The organism is Halomonas sp. XH26, assembly GCF_024138895.1.
Lineage (GTDB): Bacteria > Pseudomonadota > Gammaproteobacteria > Pseudomonadales > Halomonadaceae > Vreelandella > Vreelandella alkaliphila.
The window spans coordinates 3,162,445-3,177,092 of record NZ_CP071889.1 but is presented as its reverse complement, the minus strand read 5'-3'; the positions used below and the strand labels follow the sequence as shown (position 1 = coordinate 3,177,092).

At 51.5% G+C, this 14,648-nt stretch carries 14 protein-coding genes and 5 tRNA genes; 9 read left to right on the top strand and 10 right to left on the bottom strand.

Translation table 11 applies throughout. The features are described 5' to 3' along the window. Nucleotides 1-123: 123 nt before the first annotated feature. From ccoP to ccoN, 4 genes are read right to left on the bottom strand one after another with little or no spacing between them, the layout of a single operon-like run. A complete protein-coding gene (ccoP, locus tag J4377_RS14600; protein WP_038477940.1) occupies nucleotides 124-1,053 on the bottom strand; it encodes a cytochrome-c oxidase, cbb3-type subunit III in 930 nt (309 codons plus the stop codon). Continuing rightward, nucleotides 1,050-1,271 (bottom strand): CcoQ/FixQ family Cbb3-type cytochrome c oxidase assembly chaperone, encoded by a 222-nt coding sequence (locus J4377_RS14595; protein ID WP_038477937.1) that lies wholly within the window; start codon nucleotides 1,269-1,271, stop codon nucleotides 1,050-1,052. Before J4377_RS14595 ends, ccoP begins: the two co-directional genes overlap by 4 nt. A gap of 3 nt (nucleotides 1,272-1,274) precedes the next feature. Continuing rightward, nucleotides 1,275-1,883 (bottom strand): cytochrome-c oxidase, cbb3-type subunit II, encoded by a 609-nt coding sequence (gene ccoO / locus J4377_RS14590; protein WP_038477934.1) that lies wholly within the window; start codon nucleotides 1,881-1,883, stop codon nucleotides 1,275-1,277. A gap of 19 nt (nucleotides 1,884-1,902) precedes the next feature. Further along, on the bottom strand, nucleotides 1,903-3,327 hold the full coding sequence (gene ccoN, locus J4377_RS14585) for a cytochrome-c oxidase, cbb3-type subunit I (RefSeq protein ID WP_038477931.1): 1,425 nt from the start codon (nucleotides 3,325-3,327) through the stop codon (nucleotides 1,903-1,905). A gap of 177 nt (nucleotides 3,328-3,504) precedes the next feature. Between ccoN and J4377_RS14580 the strand changes: the two genes are divergently transcribed. The 6 genes from J4377_RS14580 to J4377_RS14555 all read left to right on the top strand — a co-directional run bounded on the left by J4377_RS14580 (nucleotide 3,505) and on the right by J4377_RS14555 (nucleotide 4,947). Beyond that, nucleotides 3,505-4,257, top strand: a complete 753-nt coding sequence (locus J4377_RS14580) for an alpha/beta fold hydrolase (protein WP_038477928.1) — start codon at nucleotides 3,505-3,507, stop codon at nucleotides 4,255-4,257. Nucleotides 4,258-4,350: 93 nt separating this feature from the next. Further along, a tRNA-Val gene (locus tag J4377_RS14575) sits at nucleotides 4,351-4,426 on the top strand. Between the two features lie 50 nt (nucleotides 4,427-4,476). Next, nucleotides 4,477-4,553: transfer RNA gene (locus J4377_RS14570), tRNA-Asp, on the top strand. 36 nt (nucleotides 4,554-4,589) lie between these two features. Then, nucleotides 4,590-4,666 (top strand) — tRNA-Asp (locus tag J4377_RS14565). 50 nt (nucleotides 4,667-4,716) lie between these two features. Then, nucleotides 4,717-4,792, top strand: a tRNA-Val gene (locus J4377_RS14560). 78 nt (nucleotides 4,793-4,870) lie between these two features. Then, nucleotides 4,871-4,947 (top strand) — tRNA-Asp (locus J4377_RS14555). Nucleotides 4,948-5,093: 146 nt separating this feature from the next. On the opposite strand, the gene J4377_RS14550 is transcribed toward J4377_RS14555, so the two are convergent. From J4377_RS14550 to J4377_RS14530, 5 genes are all read right to left on the bottom strand, one after another. After that, entirely contained in the window at nucleotides 5,094-5,495 is a 402-nt protein-coding gene (locus J4377_RS14550; protein WP_038477925.1) for a heme-binding protein, read from the bottom strand. An 87-nt stretch (nucleotides 5,496-5,582) separates the two neighbouring features. Next, the gene (gene glcF / locus J4377_RS14545) at nucleotides 5,583-6,815 is read right to left on the bottom strand and encodes a glycolate oxidase subunit GlcF (protein ID WP_038477922.1); all 1,233 of its coding nucleotides are present in this window, start codon (nucleotides 6,813-6,815) and stop codon (nucleotides 5,583-5,585) included. Nucleotides 6,816-6,829: 14 nt separating this feature from the next. Next, nucleotides 6,830-7,930, bottom strand: a complete 1,101-nt coding sequence (gene glcE, locus J4377_RS14540; protein ID WP_253486029.1) for a glycolate oxidase subunit GlcE — start codon at nucleotides 7,928-7,930, stop codon at nucleotides 6,830-6,832. A 51-nt stretch (nucleotides 7,931-7,981) separates the two neighbouring features. After that, on the bottom strand, nucleotides 7,982-9,481 hold the full coding sequence (gene glcD / locus J4377_RS14535) for a glycolate oxidase subunit GlcD (protein ID WP_038477916.1): 1,500 nt from the start codon (nucleotides 9,479-9,481) through the stop codon (nucleotides 7,982-7,984). A gap of 236 nt (nucleotides 9,482-9,717) precedes the next feature. Beyond that, nucleotides 9,718-11,409 (bottom strand): L-lactate permease, encoded by a 1,692-nt coding sequence (locus tag J4377_RS14530; RefSeq protein WP_095604057.1) that lies wholly within the window; start codon nucleotides 11,407-11,409, stop codon nucleotides 9,718-9,720. A 453-nt stretch (nucleotides 11,410-11,862) separates the two neighbouring features. On the opposite strand from J4377_RS14530, the gene J4377_RS14525 reads away from it, so the two are divergent. From J4377_RS14525 to J4377_RS14515, 3 genes are all read left to right on the top strand, one after another. Continuing rightward, nucleotides 11,863-12,555 (top strand): glutathione S-transferase family protein, encoded by a 693-nt coding sequence (locus tag J4377_RS14525; protein WP_253486028.1) that lies wholly within the window; start codon nucleotides 11,863-11,865, stop codon nucleotides 12,553-12,555. A gap of 93 nt (nucleotides 12,556-12,648) precedes the next feature. Further along, nucleotides 12,649-13,338, top strand: coding sequence for a glutathione binding-like protein (locus tag J4377_RS14520; RefSeq protein WP_038477908.1), 690 nt, complete (start codon nucleotides 12,649-12,651; stop codon nucleotides 13,336-13,338). A 180-nt stretch (nucleotides 13,339-13,518) separates the two neighbouring features. Beyond that, nucleotides 13,519-13,875, top strand: a complete 357-nt coding sequence (locus J4377_RS14515) for a phasin family protein (RefSeq protein WP_038477905.1) — start codon at nucleotides 13,519-13,521, stop codon at nucleotides 13,873-13,875. Nucleotides 13,876-14,060: 185 nt separating this feature from the next. Here J4377_RS14515 and uraD read toward each other — a convergent pair whose 3' ends face one another. Next, nucleotides 14,061-14,603 (bottom strand): 2-oxo-4-hydroxy-4-carboxy-5-ureidoimidazoline decarboxylase, encoded by a 543-nt coding sequence (uraD, locus tag J4377_RS14510; RefSeq protein WP_120386400.1) that lies wholly within the window; start codon nucleotides 14,601-14,603, stop codon nucleotides 14,061-14,063. Nucleotides 14,604-14,648 lie beyond the last annotated feature (45 nt).

Here is a 14,648-nt window from a genome sequence, read left to right as displayed (position 1 = left end):
GTCGCTAAATAATAGTGTAACGGATAGAAAGGGTATCTGGACGGACGGTGGATGAAGAAAGGGTGCGGTATGAAACCGCACCCTCGTGATACTACCTACAAGCGGTTGCTACTAACTAAGCGATTAGTCGTTGAAGCGTAGGCTGTAGACATAAGCGGCTACTAGATGAACACGCTCTTCACCGATATAAGCCGCTTGTGCTGGCATGTGGCCGTTACGACCATTGCGCAGTGTTTGGCGGACAGAATCAGCAACGCTTTGTCCCGGTGCCAAATAGAGCCATACATCATCAGTAAGGTTAGGTGCGCCAAGCGCGGTATTTCCCGTTCCACTGGGTGTATGACATGCCGCGCACGCTGCTAGGAAAGTGCTTTCGCCACTGGCTGCACGGTCTGCATCATGCTCTTCGCCAGACATTGAGAGAACGTACTGAGTGAGGTTCTCAATGTTGTTCTCGCCAAGCTGCTGCCAGGCAGGCATTAATCCATTACGACCATTATTCAACGTCGTCATGATGTTTTCCGGCTCACCGCCATACAGCCAGTCGTCATCGGTGAGGTTCGGGAAGCCGTAACCACCTTGGGCGTTAGAGCCGTGACATACCGCACAGTTGTTCAGGAAAACACGCTCTGCTACCCGCATGGCTTCAGCGTCTTTTGCCAGTTCAGGAATAGGTATTTCCTGATACTGAGCAAAAATCGGTGTGAAGCGCTCTTCGGCATTAGCAACCTCTTCTTCCCACTGGCCTTCTTGGGACCAGCCCAAAATGCCCGCATAGTTACCTAGGCCTGGGTAAAGTACTAAGTAGCCCAAGGCAAAAATAACGGTGAGGATAAACAGCTTGAACCACCACTGGGGTAGTGCGTTGTCGTACTCTTCGATCCCATCAGCCGCGTGGCCAGTGGTTTCGATATTGCCATCAGCATCGGGTGCTTTATCGGTACGGCGGTTGGAAAATAAGATCCAAACGCTCAGAGCGATAGTGCCCAGTGTGACGACAATGATCCAGGCGCTCCAGAAGCTGGATAGGGAGTCACCCCATAAATTATTCATGTATTTTTATCTCCCCTGTCGTGGCGGGAATCCACTTCGTGCTCAGACGAAGCATGCTTGTCACGGGTCGGTTGCTTATCATCGTCATCGGCGAAAGGCAGGTTAGCTGCTTCGTCGAAGTCTGGTTTGCGTCGCTTGGAATAAGCCCATAAACAGATGCCAATAAAAGCGACAATCAATATCAGCGTGATAAGGCCGCGGAAAGTTCCCGTATCCATAACTTAACGAGTGCCCTCAAGCACGGTGCCTAATTGCTGCAAGTAGGCCACCAGTGCAGTAATTTCCTGGGTGCCGCGAACGTCTTCTGTCGCAGTGGCGATATCTTCATCGGTATATGGCACGCCTAGCTGACGCAGCGTGCGCATTTTTGCCGGTGTCGATTCGCCATCCAAGGTGTTTTCAAACAGCCAAGGATATTCAGGCATGACTGACTCGGGTACCACATCTCGTGGGTTATAGAGGTGGGCGCGGTGCCAATCATCACTATAACGTCCACCTACGCGAGCAAGATCCGGCCCAGTGCGCTTAGAACCCCAAAGGAAGTTGTGTTCGTAAACCTGTTCGCCTGCAACGTTATAGTGGCCATAGCGTTCGGTTTCTGCCCTGAAGGGGCGAACCATCTGGGAGTGGCAGCCTACGCAGCCCTCGCGGCGGTATATGTCGCGCCCTTCCAGTTCCAGTGCGGTGAGAGGCTTGAGGCCCTCAACTGGCTCAGTTGTTTGCTTTTGAAAGAACAGCGGTACGACTTCGGCCAGGCCGCCAAAGCTGATCGCAACCAGGATCAACACGGCGAGCAGGCCAACGTTCTTTTCAACAATCTCGTGTTTCATTGGTCTCAACTTCCCCGTTTTAAGCGGCTTGTGGCGCTGAATGGCTAATCGTTTCGCGACGTTTTACGGTCATGTAAACGTTGAATGCCATAATTAGCATGCCTGTTACCCAGAAGAGGCCGCCAATCATACGCACAAAGTAGCCGGGGCCACTGGCTTCGACAGACTCTACAAAGGTGTACATCAGCGTGCCGTCAGCATTAATCGCGCGCCACATTAGGCCTTGCATGATGCCGTTGACCCACATGGCGGCGATATACAACACAGTACCAATGGTGGCTAACCAGAAATGCACCGCAATTAGATTGACGGAGTACATCTCGGTACGCCCAAAGACCCGCGGAATCAGGTGGTACATAGAGCCAATGGTAATCATCGCTACCCAACCTAGCGCACCAGCATGCACGTGACCAATGGTCCAATCGGTGTAATGCGACAGCGCGTTGACGGTCTTGATGGCCATCATTGGCCCTTCAAACGTCGACATGCCGTAGAACGACAGCGCTACCACCAGGAAGCGAAGTGTTGGATCGGTGCGCAGTTTATGCCAAGCGCCAGACAGGGTCATCATGCCGTTAATCATACCGCCCCAGGAAGGCGCAAGCAGGATGATAGACATAATCATACCCAGCGACTGTGCCCAGTTAGGCAGCGCTGTGTAGTGAAGGTGGTGGGGGCCTGCCCACATATAAATCATAATCAACGCCCAGAAATGGACTATGGAGAGGCGGTAGGAATAGACCGGGCGTTCGGCCTGTTTTGGCACGAAGTAGTACATCATGCCCAGGAAGCCTGCCGTCAGGAAGAAGCCGACCGCATTGTGGCCATACCACCACTGCACCATCGCATCTACCGCACCCGCATAAATCGAGGTGGAGTACATGGGGGTGACCGGAATGGCCGCATTATTAACGATGTGCAGCACCGCGACGGTCAAAATAAACGCTGCAAAGAACCAGTTCGCCACGTAAATATGGGAAGTGGTGCGCTTTTTAATCGTCATTAAGAAAACGATAGCGTAGCTAATCCAAACGACCGCAATCAAAATATTGATAGGCCATTCAAGCTCTGCATACTCTTTTGTAGTGGTATAGCCTAGCGGCAATGACACGACAGCCGAGAGAATAACCGCTTGCCATCCCCAGAAGGTGAACGCTGCGAGCTTGTCAGAGAACAGGCGAGTCTGACAGGTACGCTGTACGACATAGTAAGACGTCGCAAATAGCGCTGAGCCACCGAAGGCGAAGATAACAGCGTTAGTGTGTAACGGACGTAAGCGCCCGAAGCTTGTCCAAGGTAAGCCGAGGTTCAGTTGCGGCCAAACTAGCTGGGAGGCAAGGATAACGCCAAGCGTCATACCTACAATGCCCCACACAACGGTCATGATCGCGAACTGCCGAACTACCTTGTAGTTGTAGGTCGGGTGTTCCAGTGCTGTGCTCATTTCATGTTCCCATCGAACGCGGTTAGGGGGTAACCCGTAGCATTTTGCATTAGCATTTTGCCCGGGTGCGGCCACCCGCTTGATGATGCAGGTCAAGATCCGATAGAGATTCTATCGCAGCCGCGCCTTAAGCTGAACACGCCAATAGAAGTAACACTGAATTATTAGGAGTTAATCGTGTCTTATTACGCGGGTTTTGGTTTCGTCGATATACACCCAGCAGCTTTAAACGACGCGTTAGCTAATCCCAGCGTACAGCGGTTTATAGTGACTGGGCACGGCCCGCTTTCAGTTTTGGGGTCGCCTAAGGTAGGCCGAATACTACTTGCTCATGGCGCAGGGGCGGGTCATTGCTCTGTGTTTATGCGGCAATTTGCCGCGACGTTAGCAGCGCAAGGCATGCAGGTATTGGCAATTGATTTTCCCTACATGCAGCAGATTAACGAGCAGGGTAAACGCCGTCCGCCACCCCCTATCAAGCAAACGGTGGCTAATTTTGCCTCATGGTACTCGCTACTGACGTCTTTAAGCGATCAGCCCTTGTGGGTGGGCGGTAAGTCGATGGGTGGGCGTGTTGCCACTTTATTTGCCAGTGAAATGCTTGCCAATAATGAAGTGCATGGTCCTGGCGTTATTGTCGCGGGCTATCCTTTCCATCCACCTAAAAAACTAGACAAAACCCGTTTGGAACATTTTCCCGCTATTCGTTGCCCCGTGCAGATTCTTCAGGGGGAACGAGATCCCTTTGGCAATGTAGATGAGGTTTTAGGCTATAACCTTCCTAATAATATTAACGTTGCTTGGCTTGCTGATGGCGATCATGATTTTAAACCTAGACGTGTTTCTGGATTAAATCAGCAAGTTTTGATTGACGAAGCGGCCATACTTGCGGCATCCTTCGTCCGCGCTCACCAAGCAAGGTACGTGTGATGAGTGGCAATACGCTGGTTTGAATCGAAAATTTGAACGCGCCGTGTTGACATATCACCAAGTTCCTGTAGAATGCAGCGCCACGTGACCAGCGGGTGGTTAGCTCAGTTGGGAGAGCACCAGCCTTACAAGCTGGGGGTCACTGGTTCGAACCCAGTACCACCCACCATTTATTTGGTCGTTTGGAAACGTGAAGCAGTAGCAATTGATGTTTTAAGTGGACCGGTAGTTCAGTTGGTTAGAATGCCGGCCTGTCACGCCGGAGGTCGCGAGTTCGAGTCTCGTCCGGTCCGCCATCATCAATTATTACCGTATAAAAGTTATCGCTATTCGGACCGGTAGTTCAGTTGGTTAGAATGCCGGCCTGTCACGCCGGAGGTCGCGAGTTCGAGTCTCGTCCGGTCCGCCACGATAACTTATCAAGTTGCACCATTTAAGCATTATTGCTTTAAATGCCCTGGGTGGTTAGCTCAGTTGGGAGAGCACCAGCCTTACAAGCTGGGGGTCACTGGTTCGAACCCAGTACCACCCACCATTTAGCTGAATGTTTTTAAGCGCCTCTGAACCGCTTTTAAATAGCTAGTTTCATGGTTAGAAATAAGTGACTTAAAGTGGACCGGTAGTTCAGTCGGTTAGAATGCCGGCCTGTCACGCCGGAGGTCGCGAGTTCGAGTCTCGTCCGGTCCGCCATTTAAGCACTCATCGACTAAACGTTTTAGTCGAACGAATTCCAAAAAGCCCAGATCATTGATCTGGGCTTTTTATTGCGTGTCATTTAGTACCTTGAGTCCATTCTCTAGCGCCATAACGTGCAGCCATGCAGCTGCACGGTAATATCAGGCGATAGCGCTTACCCCGGCTTTGGCAATCTGTACGTCCTGGTCAGGCTTCACGCCTGAGATGCCGACAGCACCCACGACGTTGCCATCGACGATGATAGGAACGCCGCCTGACAGCAAACCTTGCAGTGGCGCAGAGACAAATGCCGTGCGCCCACCGTTAATCATTTCTTCAAATACTTGGGTCTCTTTACGGCCTAGTGCTGCACTGCGCGCTTTATGTGTTGCTACATCGGCACTGAAGGGTGCAGCACCGTCTAAGCGGCGCAGAGCGAGTAGATGCCCGCCATCATCCGTTATGGCAATGGTGACCGGCCAGCCGTTGTTATCGGCTTCTTTTTGAGCAGCATCTAGTACCTGAATGACATCGGCTTGGCCGAGAACAGCTTTGCTTTGCATCAAACTTTCCTTTTGATCAAGGGGAGTAAAGTGCCGCGCTATTGTTTGCTTGTAAAAGCTTGTTAGCGCGGCAAAGTGAATTAGTGTTTATACCAGGGCAGCATCCACCACTTCCACCCAGTGCCGTACCGGGGTGCGATTGGCACTAGCAAGATGGGTTTGGCAGCCAATATTGGCAGTGACGATAACCTCTGGGTTGCTAGCTTCCAGCGCATTGAGCTTGTTATCGCGCAGCTGTGTGGCAAGCGCTGGCTGGGTAACCGAGTAGGTGCCAGCTGAGCCACAGCATAGATGCGCATCTTGTACCGGCGTTAGCGAAAACCCCAGCTTGCTGAGCACGCCTTCAACCGCACCATTGAGCTTCTGGGCGTGCTGCAGTGTGCAAGGGCAGTGAAACGCCAGACGTTGGTGCTCTTTCAGCTCGAGCTTCTCTACTGGCTCTTCGCGCAGTATTTCGACAATATCTTTCGCCAGTGCGCTGACTTTTTGCGCTTTCTGGGCATAGGCCGGGTCATCTTTGAGCATGTCGCCATACTCTTTGACAAAAGCGCCGCAGCCGCTGGCCGTTTGAACAATGGCTTCAGCCCCTTGTTCGATCTGTGGCCACCAAGCATCGATATTGGCACGCATACGAGCGCGACCATCGTCCTGGGCATTCAGGTGAAAATCAATGGCCCCACAACAACCTGCTTCGCTGATGGGCGTCACGCTAATCCCAAGACGGTCTAGCAGTCGAGCGGTCGCTGCATTGGTGTTTGGCGATAGGCCTGGTTGAACGCACCCTTCTAGTATTAGCACCTTGCGAGAATGGCGTTGGCTATCCGGGCGTTGGCCTGCGTCGACTGGCGTCGGTGGCATCTTACTGCGTAGCTTGCCAGGCACCAGGGGTTTGAAGGTTTGCCCTAAGGACAGAAGTGCTTTGAAGCGCTTAGGGTCTACCAGCATCTTACGCAGTGCATAGCGTTGGGCGCGTTCGGCCATGGGGCGAGGAACCCGGCGGTCAATTTCTGCACGACCGATATCCAAAAGTTTGTGATATTCCACGCCTGAAGGGCAGGTGGTTTCACAATTGCGACAGGTCAAACAGCGGTCTAAATGCAGGCGTGTCTCTTCGGTGACCTGATCATTATCATCGCGGCTTTCCAGCAGCTCTTTCATTAAATAGATGCGCCCGCGCGGCCCGTCCCGCTCATCGCCTAGCAGTTGATAGGTGGGGCAGGTAGCATTACAAAAGCCGCAGTGTACGCAGGTGCGTAGGATGCGCTCGGCCTCCTGAATATGCGGTTTTTGGCGATCAGCATCGGTAAAGTGCGTCTGCATGTCTACTCTCCTGATTAAAACGCCGCATAAAGACGGCCTGGGTTGAAAATGCCGTAGGCATCCAACTCGGCCTTCAGGTTGCGATGATACTTTTCGACCACGGGGTTGAGCGGGGTGAACGGTGACTCTGCTCCGCCTTGGGCGTAGGGGGTAAAGCAAGTGGCATGACCACCTGCCTGCTGGCAAACCGTGCGTAACGTATCAGCTGCCGCGTTGGTTTTTATCCACCGCTGGCTGCCACCCCAGTCATAGAAGATATCGCTTTGGGGTATATTCAAGGCTAGCGGCGGCGTATTGGGGGGTAATGATAAGCGCCACAGCGCTTGCCCTTCATTCAGACGGAAAAAAGGATGCTGATGGTCGCGCAGTTGCTGCCAGAAATCGCTGGAAAGTGATTCGCCGCCCAAGCGTTCCTTGGTCGCATTAACGGAACTTGCGCCGCCTTCTAAACGAATAAATAGCTCGCCTGCGTGCCATCCTGCTGCGGTGATGGGCAGCGGCTGTCGTCCTAGTTCGGCGAGCTTACCCAAGGCATCTTCAAGACTCATGCTTAGGCGTAGGCTGTGAGTGGCAGTAGGAATGGGAAGGACTTTAAACGAGATATCAGCCAGTACGCCTAGCGTCCCTTGAGCACCTGCCATCAAGCGTGAGAGGTCGTATCCGGCGACGTTTTTCATGACTTCACCGCCAAAACGCAACAACTTGCCTTCTTGGGTGATCACGCGTGTGCCTAAGACAAAGTCCCTCGCTGCGCCAGCCCATGGGCGGCGTGGGCCGGACATGCCGGTGGCAACAGCACCGCCAATGGTGCTGGCATCGCTGAACGCGGGTGGTTCAAAGGCCAGCATTTGATTTTCTTCGGCTAGAGCTGCGTTGAGTGCGCTTAACCGCGTACCGGCACGAACAGTAATCACAAGCTCTACCGGGTCATAGGAGACAATGCCGCTATGGGGCAACATATTTAAGGCGTTGCCTTCTACCGGTCGGCCGTAAAAAGCGCGGGTATCGCCACCTACTATGCGCAGTGGCGTGCGGTTGGCATAGGCGCTGCGCACCTGTTCGCACAGGTCGTCAGCGATATCTTGATCGGCAGCATGTATCGCTAGTTCAGTCATGGTGATTCCTAATCATTATGCTTCCTAGTGGTTAGTCGACTAGGAGTCGCATCAGAAGCGTGGTAGTTCCGGATGCGGTAGTTCGTTGTTATGCACATGCATCGCGCCAAACTCAGCACAGCGCGCCAGGGTAGGAATATTTTTCCCTGGGTTGAGTAAGCGCTGTGGGTCAAAAGCGGCTTTCAAGGCATGGAATACCGTTAGTTCATCGGGTTGAAACTGACTGCACATCTGATTGATTTTTTCGCGGCCGACGCCATGTTCGCCAGTGATAGAGCCGCCCGCCGCGACGCATAGCTCCAGAATTTTTCCGCCGACGTCCTCTGCAAGAGCCAGCTCTCCCTCTTTATTGGCATCAAATAGAATCAGCGGGTGCATATTGCCGTCACCGGCATGGAAGACGTTGGCAATCGCCAAGCCACTCTCTTCCGACAGGGCGGCAATACCTTTGAGGACGCGAGGGAGTTCGCGGCGAGGGATGGTGCCATCCATACAGTAGTAGTCAGGCGACATGCGCCCCACCGCGGGGAAGGCATTTTTTCGCCCTGCCCAGAATTTGGCCCGCTCAGCCTCATCGCGAGCCTGTTGAATGTCGGTCGCCCCCGCTTTTTCTAAGACTCGGCGAACGGTTTGGCAATCGTCGTCCACATCGGCTTCAACACCATCTAGTTCGCACAGAAGAATGGCTTCTGCCTCAACGGGGTAACCAGCTTTGATGAAATCTTCTGCAGCCTTGATGGCCAGCTTATCCATCATTTCTAATCCGCCAGGAATAATCCCCGCGGCAATAATGTCGCCAACAGCACGGCCCGCTTTCTCTACGTCGTCAAAGCTGGCCATTAGTACCTTGGCGGTTTCAGGTTTGGGCAGCAGCTTTACGGTAATTTCAGTGACCACACCCAACATGCCTTCAGAGCCATTCATCAGCGCGAGGAGGTCAAAGCCAGGTGCATCCAGTGCTTCGGATCCCAGCGTCATACGCTCGCCTTCAATCGTCATGACATCAACACGCATCACGTTATGAACGGTGAGACCATACTTGAGGCAGTGCACGCCACCCGCATTTTCCGCCACGTTGCCACCAATCGAGCAAGCAATCTGTGACGATGGGTCGGGTGCATAATAAAGCCCGTAAGGGGCAGCAGCTTCAGAAATAGCTAAGTTGCGCACGCCTGGCTGTACACGTGCAAGACGAGCATCTGGGTCAACATTAATAATCGTGTTGAAGCGCGACATCACTAGCAGGACGCCTCGTTCAAGCGGTAAAGCACCGCCTGAAAGCCCCGTGCCTGCACCACGAGTAACGACCGGAACACCCAGGGCATGGCAGCGTTTTAGAAGACCTTCTACCTGTTCCAGAGTCTCGGGTAATGCAACCAGCATCGGCATGATGCGATAAGCGGCAAGGCCGTCGCACTCAAAGGGATGTAAGTCCTCTTCACGGTGCAGCAGCGTCAAAGACGGCACTGCGTTTTGCAGATCATCTAAAACATCTGCTTTATCGCGGTGAATGAATTCGCCGTCGAGGCGTTCATCGAAAAGAATGTTCATGTTAGCTCCTGTGGGTGAGGAGAGCAGAAAATTATCTAATCACTTTATGGAAAATCTTTCCATAAATAACTAATTCGATGCTGGAAAACTTTTGCATACAGTGAAAATTCTAATAACGTGTTAATGATTTACTGTTTCTGCTGAGGTTGCTGGGTAGTGGTCCCTCGTGAAGAGGCTGCTGGGTTGCCCTTAGGCTACCCAGCAGGAATGACTCACTCTTGATTAACGTTTTCCCGTCACATCAGTGGATCGGTAATGCCAATCACATAGAAAGCAATAAGCGCAATGATCCCAGTAAAGATCAGATAGTAGATCGTGGGAATAATTGTTTTACGAATCGTCGTACCTTCGCGACCCAGTAGGCCAACCGTCGCTGATGCGGCGACAACATTGTGAATCGCAATCATGTTACCCGCTGCGGCACCAACGGCTTGCAGCGCGACCATCATCGCCGTAGACAACCCAAGTGTTTCGGCAACGCTAAACTGGAATTCCGCTAGCATCAGATTAGAAACGGTATTGGAGCCGGCAATAAAGGCACCCATAGCCCCAACCGCAGGTGCAAAGAAGGGATAAATGCCCCCTACGCTGTTAGCTACCGCCTGGGCCATCATGACGGGCATTGACACAAGGTCAGCACCATTCACGCCAGAGTTAATCAGGATGCGTACCATGGGAACGGTGAAGATCAAGACAAAGCCAGCACCGAAGATGGTTTTAGTAGATTCAGACACGGCAGCGCTGATTTTCTGCGGGTTCATGCGGTGCAAGAAGTAGGTGACGATGACCACCGCGATAATAATGCCGCCTGGCAAATAAAGCGGCTGTACACCGCCGCTAACACCGGCTTCGCCTAGAATGTTGTTCCAGCTCAGGTTAACGGAGGTCAAGGCAGCTTTCAGCGGTTCAACGGTGCGTGAAGCAACCAAGAATACCGCGAGTAGGACGTAAGGAATCCAGCCCTTGAAGGTCGACATTGGCGCTTTACCAACAACGTCATCCAATTTGATCTGCAGGTTGCCGATCCATTCATCTGGCCAAGACGTTGATTCAGGAAAGTCCCAGGTGTCTTTCGGTAGCAAGAAGCCTTTGCGAGCAGCGGGTACTACAATCGCTAAGCCCACCATAGCACCAATCATTGATGGGAATTCTGGGCCTAAGAAAACGCCGACCAGCATGTAAGGTACGACGAACGAAATGCCAGTAAAGATTGCAAAGGGTGCAATGGATAGGCCTTCTTTCCAGGAGCGATTCGCACCGAAGAAGCGCACCATGATCAATACCAAAATCAGAGGCATCAATATGCCTACGATGCCGTGCGTGATGGCCACAGAGCTAGTAATTTGCTGGAAAAAAACGTCCCACGTAGAGCCGCTAGCTTCCAACTGGGCTGTGATGCCAGCGCGATCAAGCCCGCTACCGACACCCACTACAACTGGGGTGCCAACGGCGCCAAAAGAGACCGGAGTGGACTGAATCATCATGCCGACAACAACGGCTGCCAGTGCAGGGAAGCCAAGCGCTACCATGAGCGGTGCAGCGACTGCTGCGGGCGTACCAAAGCCAGAAGCCCCTTCAATGAAGCAGCCGAATAACCAAGCAACAATTAGCGCCTGAACGCGACGGTCAGGGCTAATGCCTGAAAAACCGTTACGAATCGCAGTGATGCCGCCAGAATGCTTAAGCGTATTTAGCAGCAAGATGGCGCCAAAAATTATCCATAAAAGGCCTGCTGTTTGAATCAGCCCTTGAATGGTAGACGCGGCAACGCGGCTAAACGACATATCCCAAGCGGTCAGACCAATGACGGCTGCGGTCAGGAAAACAATCGGCATCGCTATTTTTGCGGGTATTTTAAAACCAATGAGCAAAATACCGGCAAGCAGCAGCGGCAGAAATGCCAGAAGTGCAAGTGTAGTTTCATTCATTTTAGGAATGGCCCCTTGTTATTGATTTGGTGTGCTCGGCAGATGCCAGCGGTCGTGGCAATGCTGGTTGGATCAGTGCGAAAGATACGGTTAGGTAGAAAAAATGGCTATATTGGATAATTGGTAAGACCAATTAAGGGCGGTTGTATGTATAGACTTTGAACCACTCTTTTAAATTTAACGAATTGTTTTTATTTGCTTTTCAATTTCCACAATGCAGTAGGGCTGCCTGCAACCCATTAGACTAATAGACAGTACAGTTTCCATCTAAGAGGGCAGTACAGGGCAAGTGAATGGAGAAAAAGTCGCTTGCTTACTTAGCTGATATGAAGACCTTTGGGGTAGGTTCAGAACAAGTAAAACCCGTTACTTGCGTCATTGGTGGCTTGAGCCCATTGTTGTCAGCGTGTGTTTGATTTTAACCACGTTTCTAATTACAAGGAGGCCGTCACAGTGGCAATAACTCTTTATGACTTATGCGGGCACGATGAGCGCTTACGCTTTTCTCCCTATTGCTGGCGCGTTCGTATGGCACTGGCACACAAAGGGTTGGAATATACGACTGTTCCTTGGCGTTTTCTTGATAAAGAGGCACTTGCCTTTGCCAACTACGACAAAGTGCCGGTGTTAACCGATGGTGACACGGTTGTCACTGATAGCTTCGAGATCATGCGCTACTTAGATAAGGCCTATCCTGCCAATCCAGTATTGGGAGAAGGAGTGAGCTATCAGCGAGTCCACTTTTTTAAGCTCTATATTGAGCGTAGCGTGACTCCGGCACTTTTTCGAACGGTCGCGCTGGATTTATTAGCGGCCATACATCCTGACGACCGCGCCTACTTCAGAGAGACCCGCGAAGCCCGTTTTGGTATGCGTTTAGAGGACGTCAATAATCCAGAGCAGGGGCGAGCACAGCTGAAAAAAATGTTGGCTCCTGTGCGTGATCAGCTTCGCAGTAGCCCATTTTTAGATGGCGAAGCACCCAGTGGAGCAGATTACCTCCTATTTGGCAGCATGATGTGGGCATATACAGTGTCACTTGAGCCATTAGTTGACGCTAATGATCCGGTTGATGAGTGGTTTAAGCGTATGCTGGAGGTGCACGAAGCGGTCGCGGGTAAGGCCATTACTATTCGTGATCTATAATGTGTCAGGCGGCAATAATGCCGCCTGTATCCATCGTATGTACGAGGAAAGCCACACAAACGGCTTATGTCGTATGTGTGAGAGGAGATGGCAATGATTGATCTGTATTACTGGACAACTCCCAATGGCCACAAAATCTCCATCATGCTTGAAGAAGCAAAACTGCTTTACCGAGTAAAACCTATCAACATAGGGCGTGGCGAGCAGTTTGACCCTGAATTCTTAACCATTGCGCCGAATAATCGTATTCCCGCTATTGTTGATCATGCACCTCAAGACGGTGGTCAGCCCCTGGCACTGTTTGAGTCAGGGGCTATTTTGGAATACCTAGCTGATAAGTGCGGACAATTTCTGCCCGCTGAAGGGCGAGAGCGTTATGTTGTGCTGCAATGGCTTCATTGGCAAGTGGGCGGGTTGGGGCCGATGGCGGGTCAAAACCACCATTTTTGCCACTATGCACCGCAGAAAATCGAATATGCTATCGGGCGTTACGTTCGCGAGACGTATCGCTTGTACAGCGTGCTAGATCAACGACTATCTCAGCAGCATTATGTGGGTGGTGATCGTTACTCCATCGCTGATATGGCGATTTATCCATGGATTGTGCCATGGGAAAAGCAGTGCCAAACGTTAGAGGAGTTTCCTGACCTAGAGCGTTGGTTTGATGAAGTAGCACAGCGCCCAGCTGTTCGAAAAGCTTATTCTTTGATCGAAGACGTCAATCCACAGGCGGGGGGAGAAATAGATGAGCAGGCACGTAAATACTTGTTTGGCAATCGCTAAGTAGTCACTACTTGGTTGATGAGGTTGCTGCCTTCAATCGCTAGCAGCAATGTTGTTAAAAAATAATGTTGCGCTGCACAAAAGGCACTGCTAGCTTTGTTGTTAGTAAAGGCAACCGCCTGATCATCGACCGCTTATCGATGCGTGTCGAATCGCTAGCTCACTTAAGGAGATTATGTGATGAACAAGGCCGCAGAGAAATCCACCCAGCAGTTTGAGTCTGTCTTTGTATCGCCAATGCGTTCTTATACCCTGGCAGCGCTTGATTATTATCAGCAAGTCGTCAGCGCGCAAATGGATGCAGCACGTGCATACTCTGACATGACGGTTGCTCAGGCACGCACATGGTTAGACGTTAAAGATGCCGACAGCTTTAAAAAAGCTATGGAAAGTCAGCAAAAAACAGCTTCTGACCTAATGGAGCGTATGAAAGGAGACTCTGAAAAAGTCACCTCGATTAGCCAAAACTTTATGCAAGAGAGTCAGAAAATGGCGGAAGAGACCACTAAGAAAGCAGTGGAAACCGCTAAGCAGTAACCTATTTTTCATTAGGTAAATGCCTGATAGTAAGCGATCAGATGCTATTGATTGATCGATGAAATGCCGCACCGTCAGGTGCGGCATTTTTTTGTCTATATGCATTTTAACGCGTTGTAAGATGTTATTTCTGCAAGCAAAAAAGAGTGGCTGCATGCGGTGGGCTTTGCGTGGTGATATGCCCGTTACAACGGCTGTTCAGCCCGTACGTTCAACCTGAAACGGGCGATACGAATGATCTCCTTAATTGCTGTTTCACGCTCTTCAGCTAAACCATTGTGTAAGCGTGCTTCAAACGCTGCCAAAATGGCGTGGCGATCAAGCCCCTTCACCGCAATGACGAAGGGGAAGCCAAATTTTTGTTTGTAAGCAGCGTTAAGTTGTTCGAAGCGGGCAAACTCTTCAGGCGTACATTGATCTAGCCCAGCGCCTGCTTGCTCGCGTGTAGAGTCTTGGGTCAGCTCACCCGACATCGCCGCTTTGCCTGCTAAGTCAGGGTGGGCCTGAATAACAGCGATTTGCTGTTCAGGTGTTGCCCGCTGCAGCATAAGTCCCATCAGGTCAGCTAGCGCGTCAGGTGCGTCATGCGCATTGCTTAACCCTTCCTTCCAGGCTGCTTCCGCCACCCAGGGGGAGTGCTCATATACATCGCCGTAATGTTGGGTAAAGCTTTCTAAGCTGCATGTACTAGGAGCGGGCGAAAGGGTCAGTGATGTTGAGGTAGCCACTAAATTTCTCCAGTATGTTTAATAATGGGAATACTGTATACAATA

Coding starts and splice junctions, on each gene's coding strand:
- ccoP (WP_038477940.1), bottom strand. CDS start 1,053: ATGAATAATTTATGGGGTGACTCCCTATCCAGCTTCTGGAGCGCCTGG.
- J4377_RS14595 (WP_038477937.1), bottom strand. CDS start 1,271: ATGGATACGGGAACTTTCCGCGGCCTTATCACGCTGATATTGATTGTC.
- ccoO (WP_038477934.1), bottom strand. CDS start 1,883: ATGAAACACGAGATTGTTGAAAAGAACGTTGGCCTGCTCGCCGTGTTG.
- ccoN (WP_038477931.1), bottom strand. CDS start 3,327: ATGAGCACAGCACTGGAACACCCGACCTACAACTACAAGGTAGTTCGG.
- J4377_RS14550 (WP_038477925.1), bottom strand. CDS start 5,495: ATGCAAAGCAAAGCTGTTCTCGGCCAAGCCGATGTCATTCAGGTACTA.
- glcF (WP_038477922.1), bottom strand. CDS start 6,815: ATGCAGACGCACTTTACCGATGCTGATCGCCAAAAACCGCATATTCAG.
- glcE (WP_253486029.1), bottom strand. CDS start 7,930: ATGACTGAACTAGCGATACATGCTGCCGATCAAGATATCGCTGACGAC.
- glcD (WP_038477916.1), bottom strand. CDS start 9,481: ATGAACATTCTTTTCGATGAACGCCTCGACGGCGAATTCATTCACCGC.
- J4377_RS14530 (WP_095604057.1), bottom strand. CDS start 11,409: ATGAATGAAACTACACTTGCACTTCTGGCATTTCTGCCGCTGCTGCTT.
- J4377_RS14520 (WP_038477908.1), top strand. CDS start 12,649: ATGATTGATCTGTATTACTGGACAACTCCCAATGGCCACAAAATCTCC.
- J4377_RS14515 (WP_038477905.1), top strand. CDS start 13,519: ATGAACAAGGCCGCAGAGAAATCCACCCAGCAGTTTGAGTCTGTCTTT.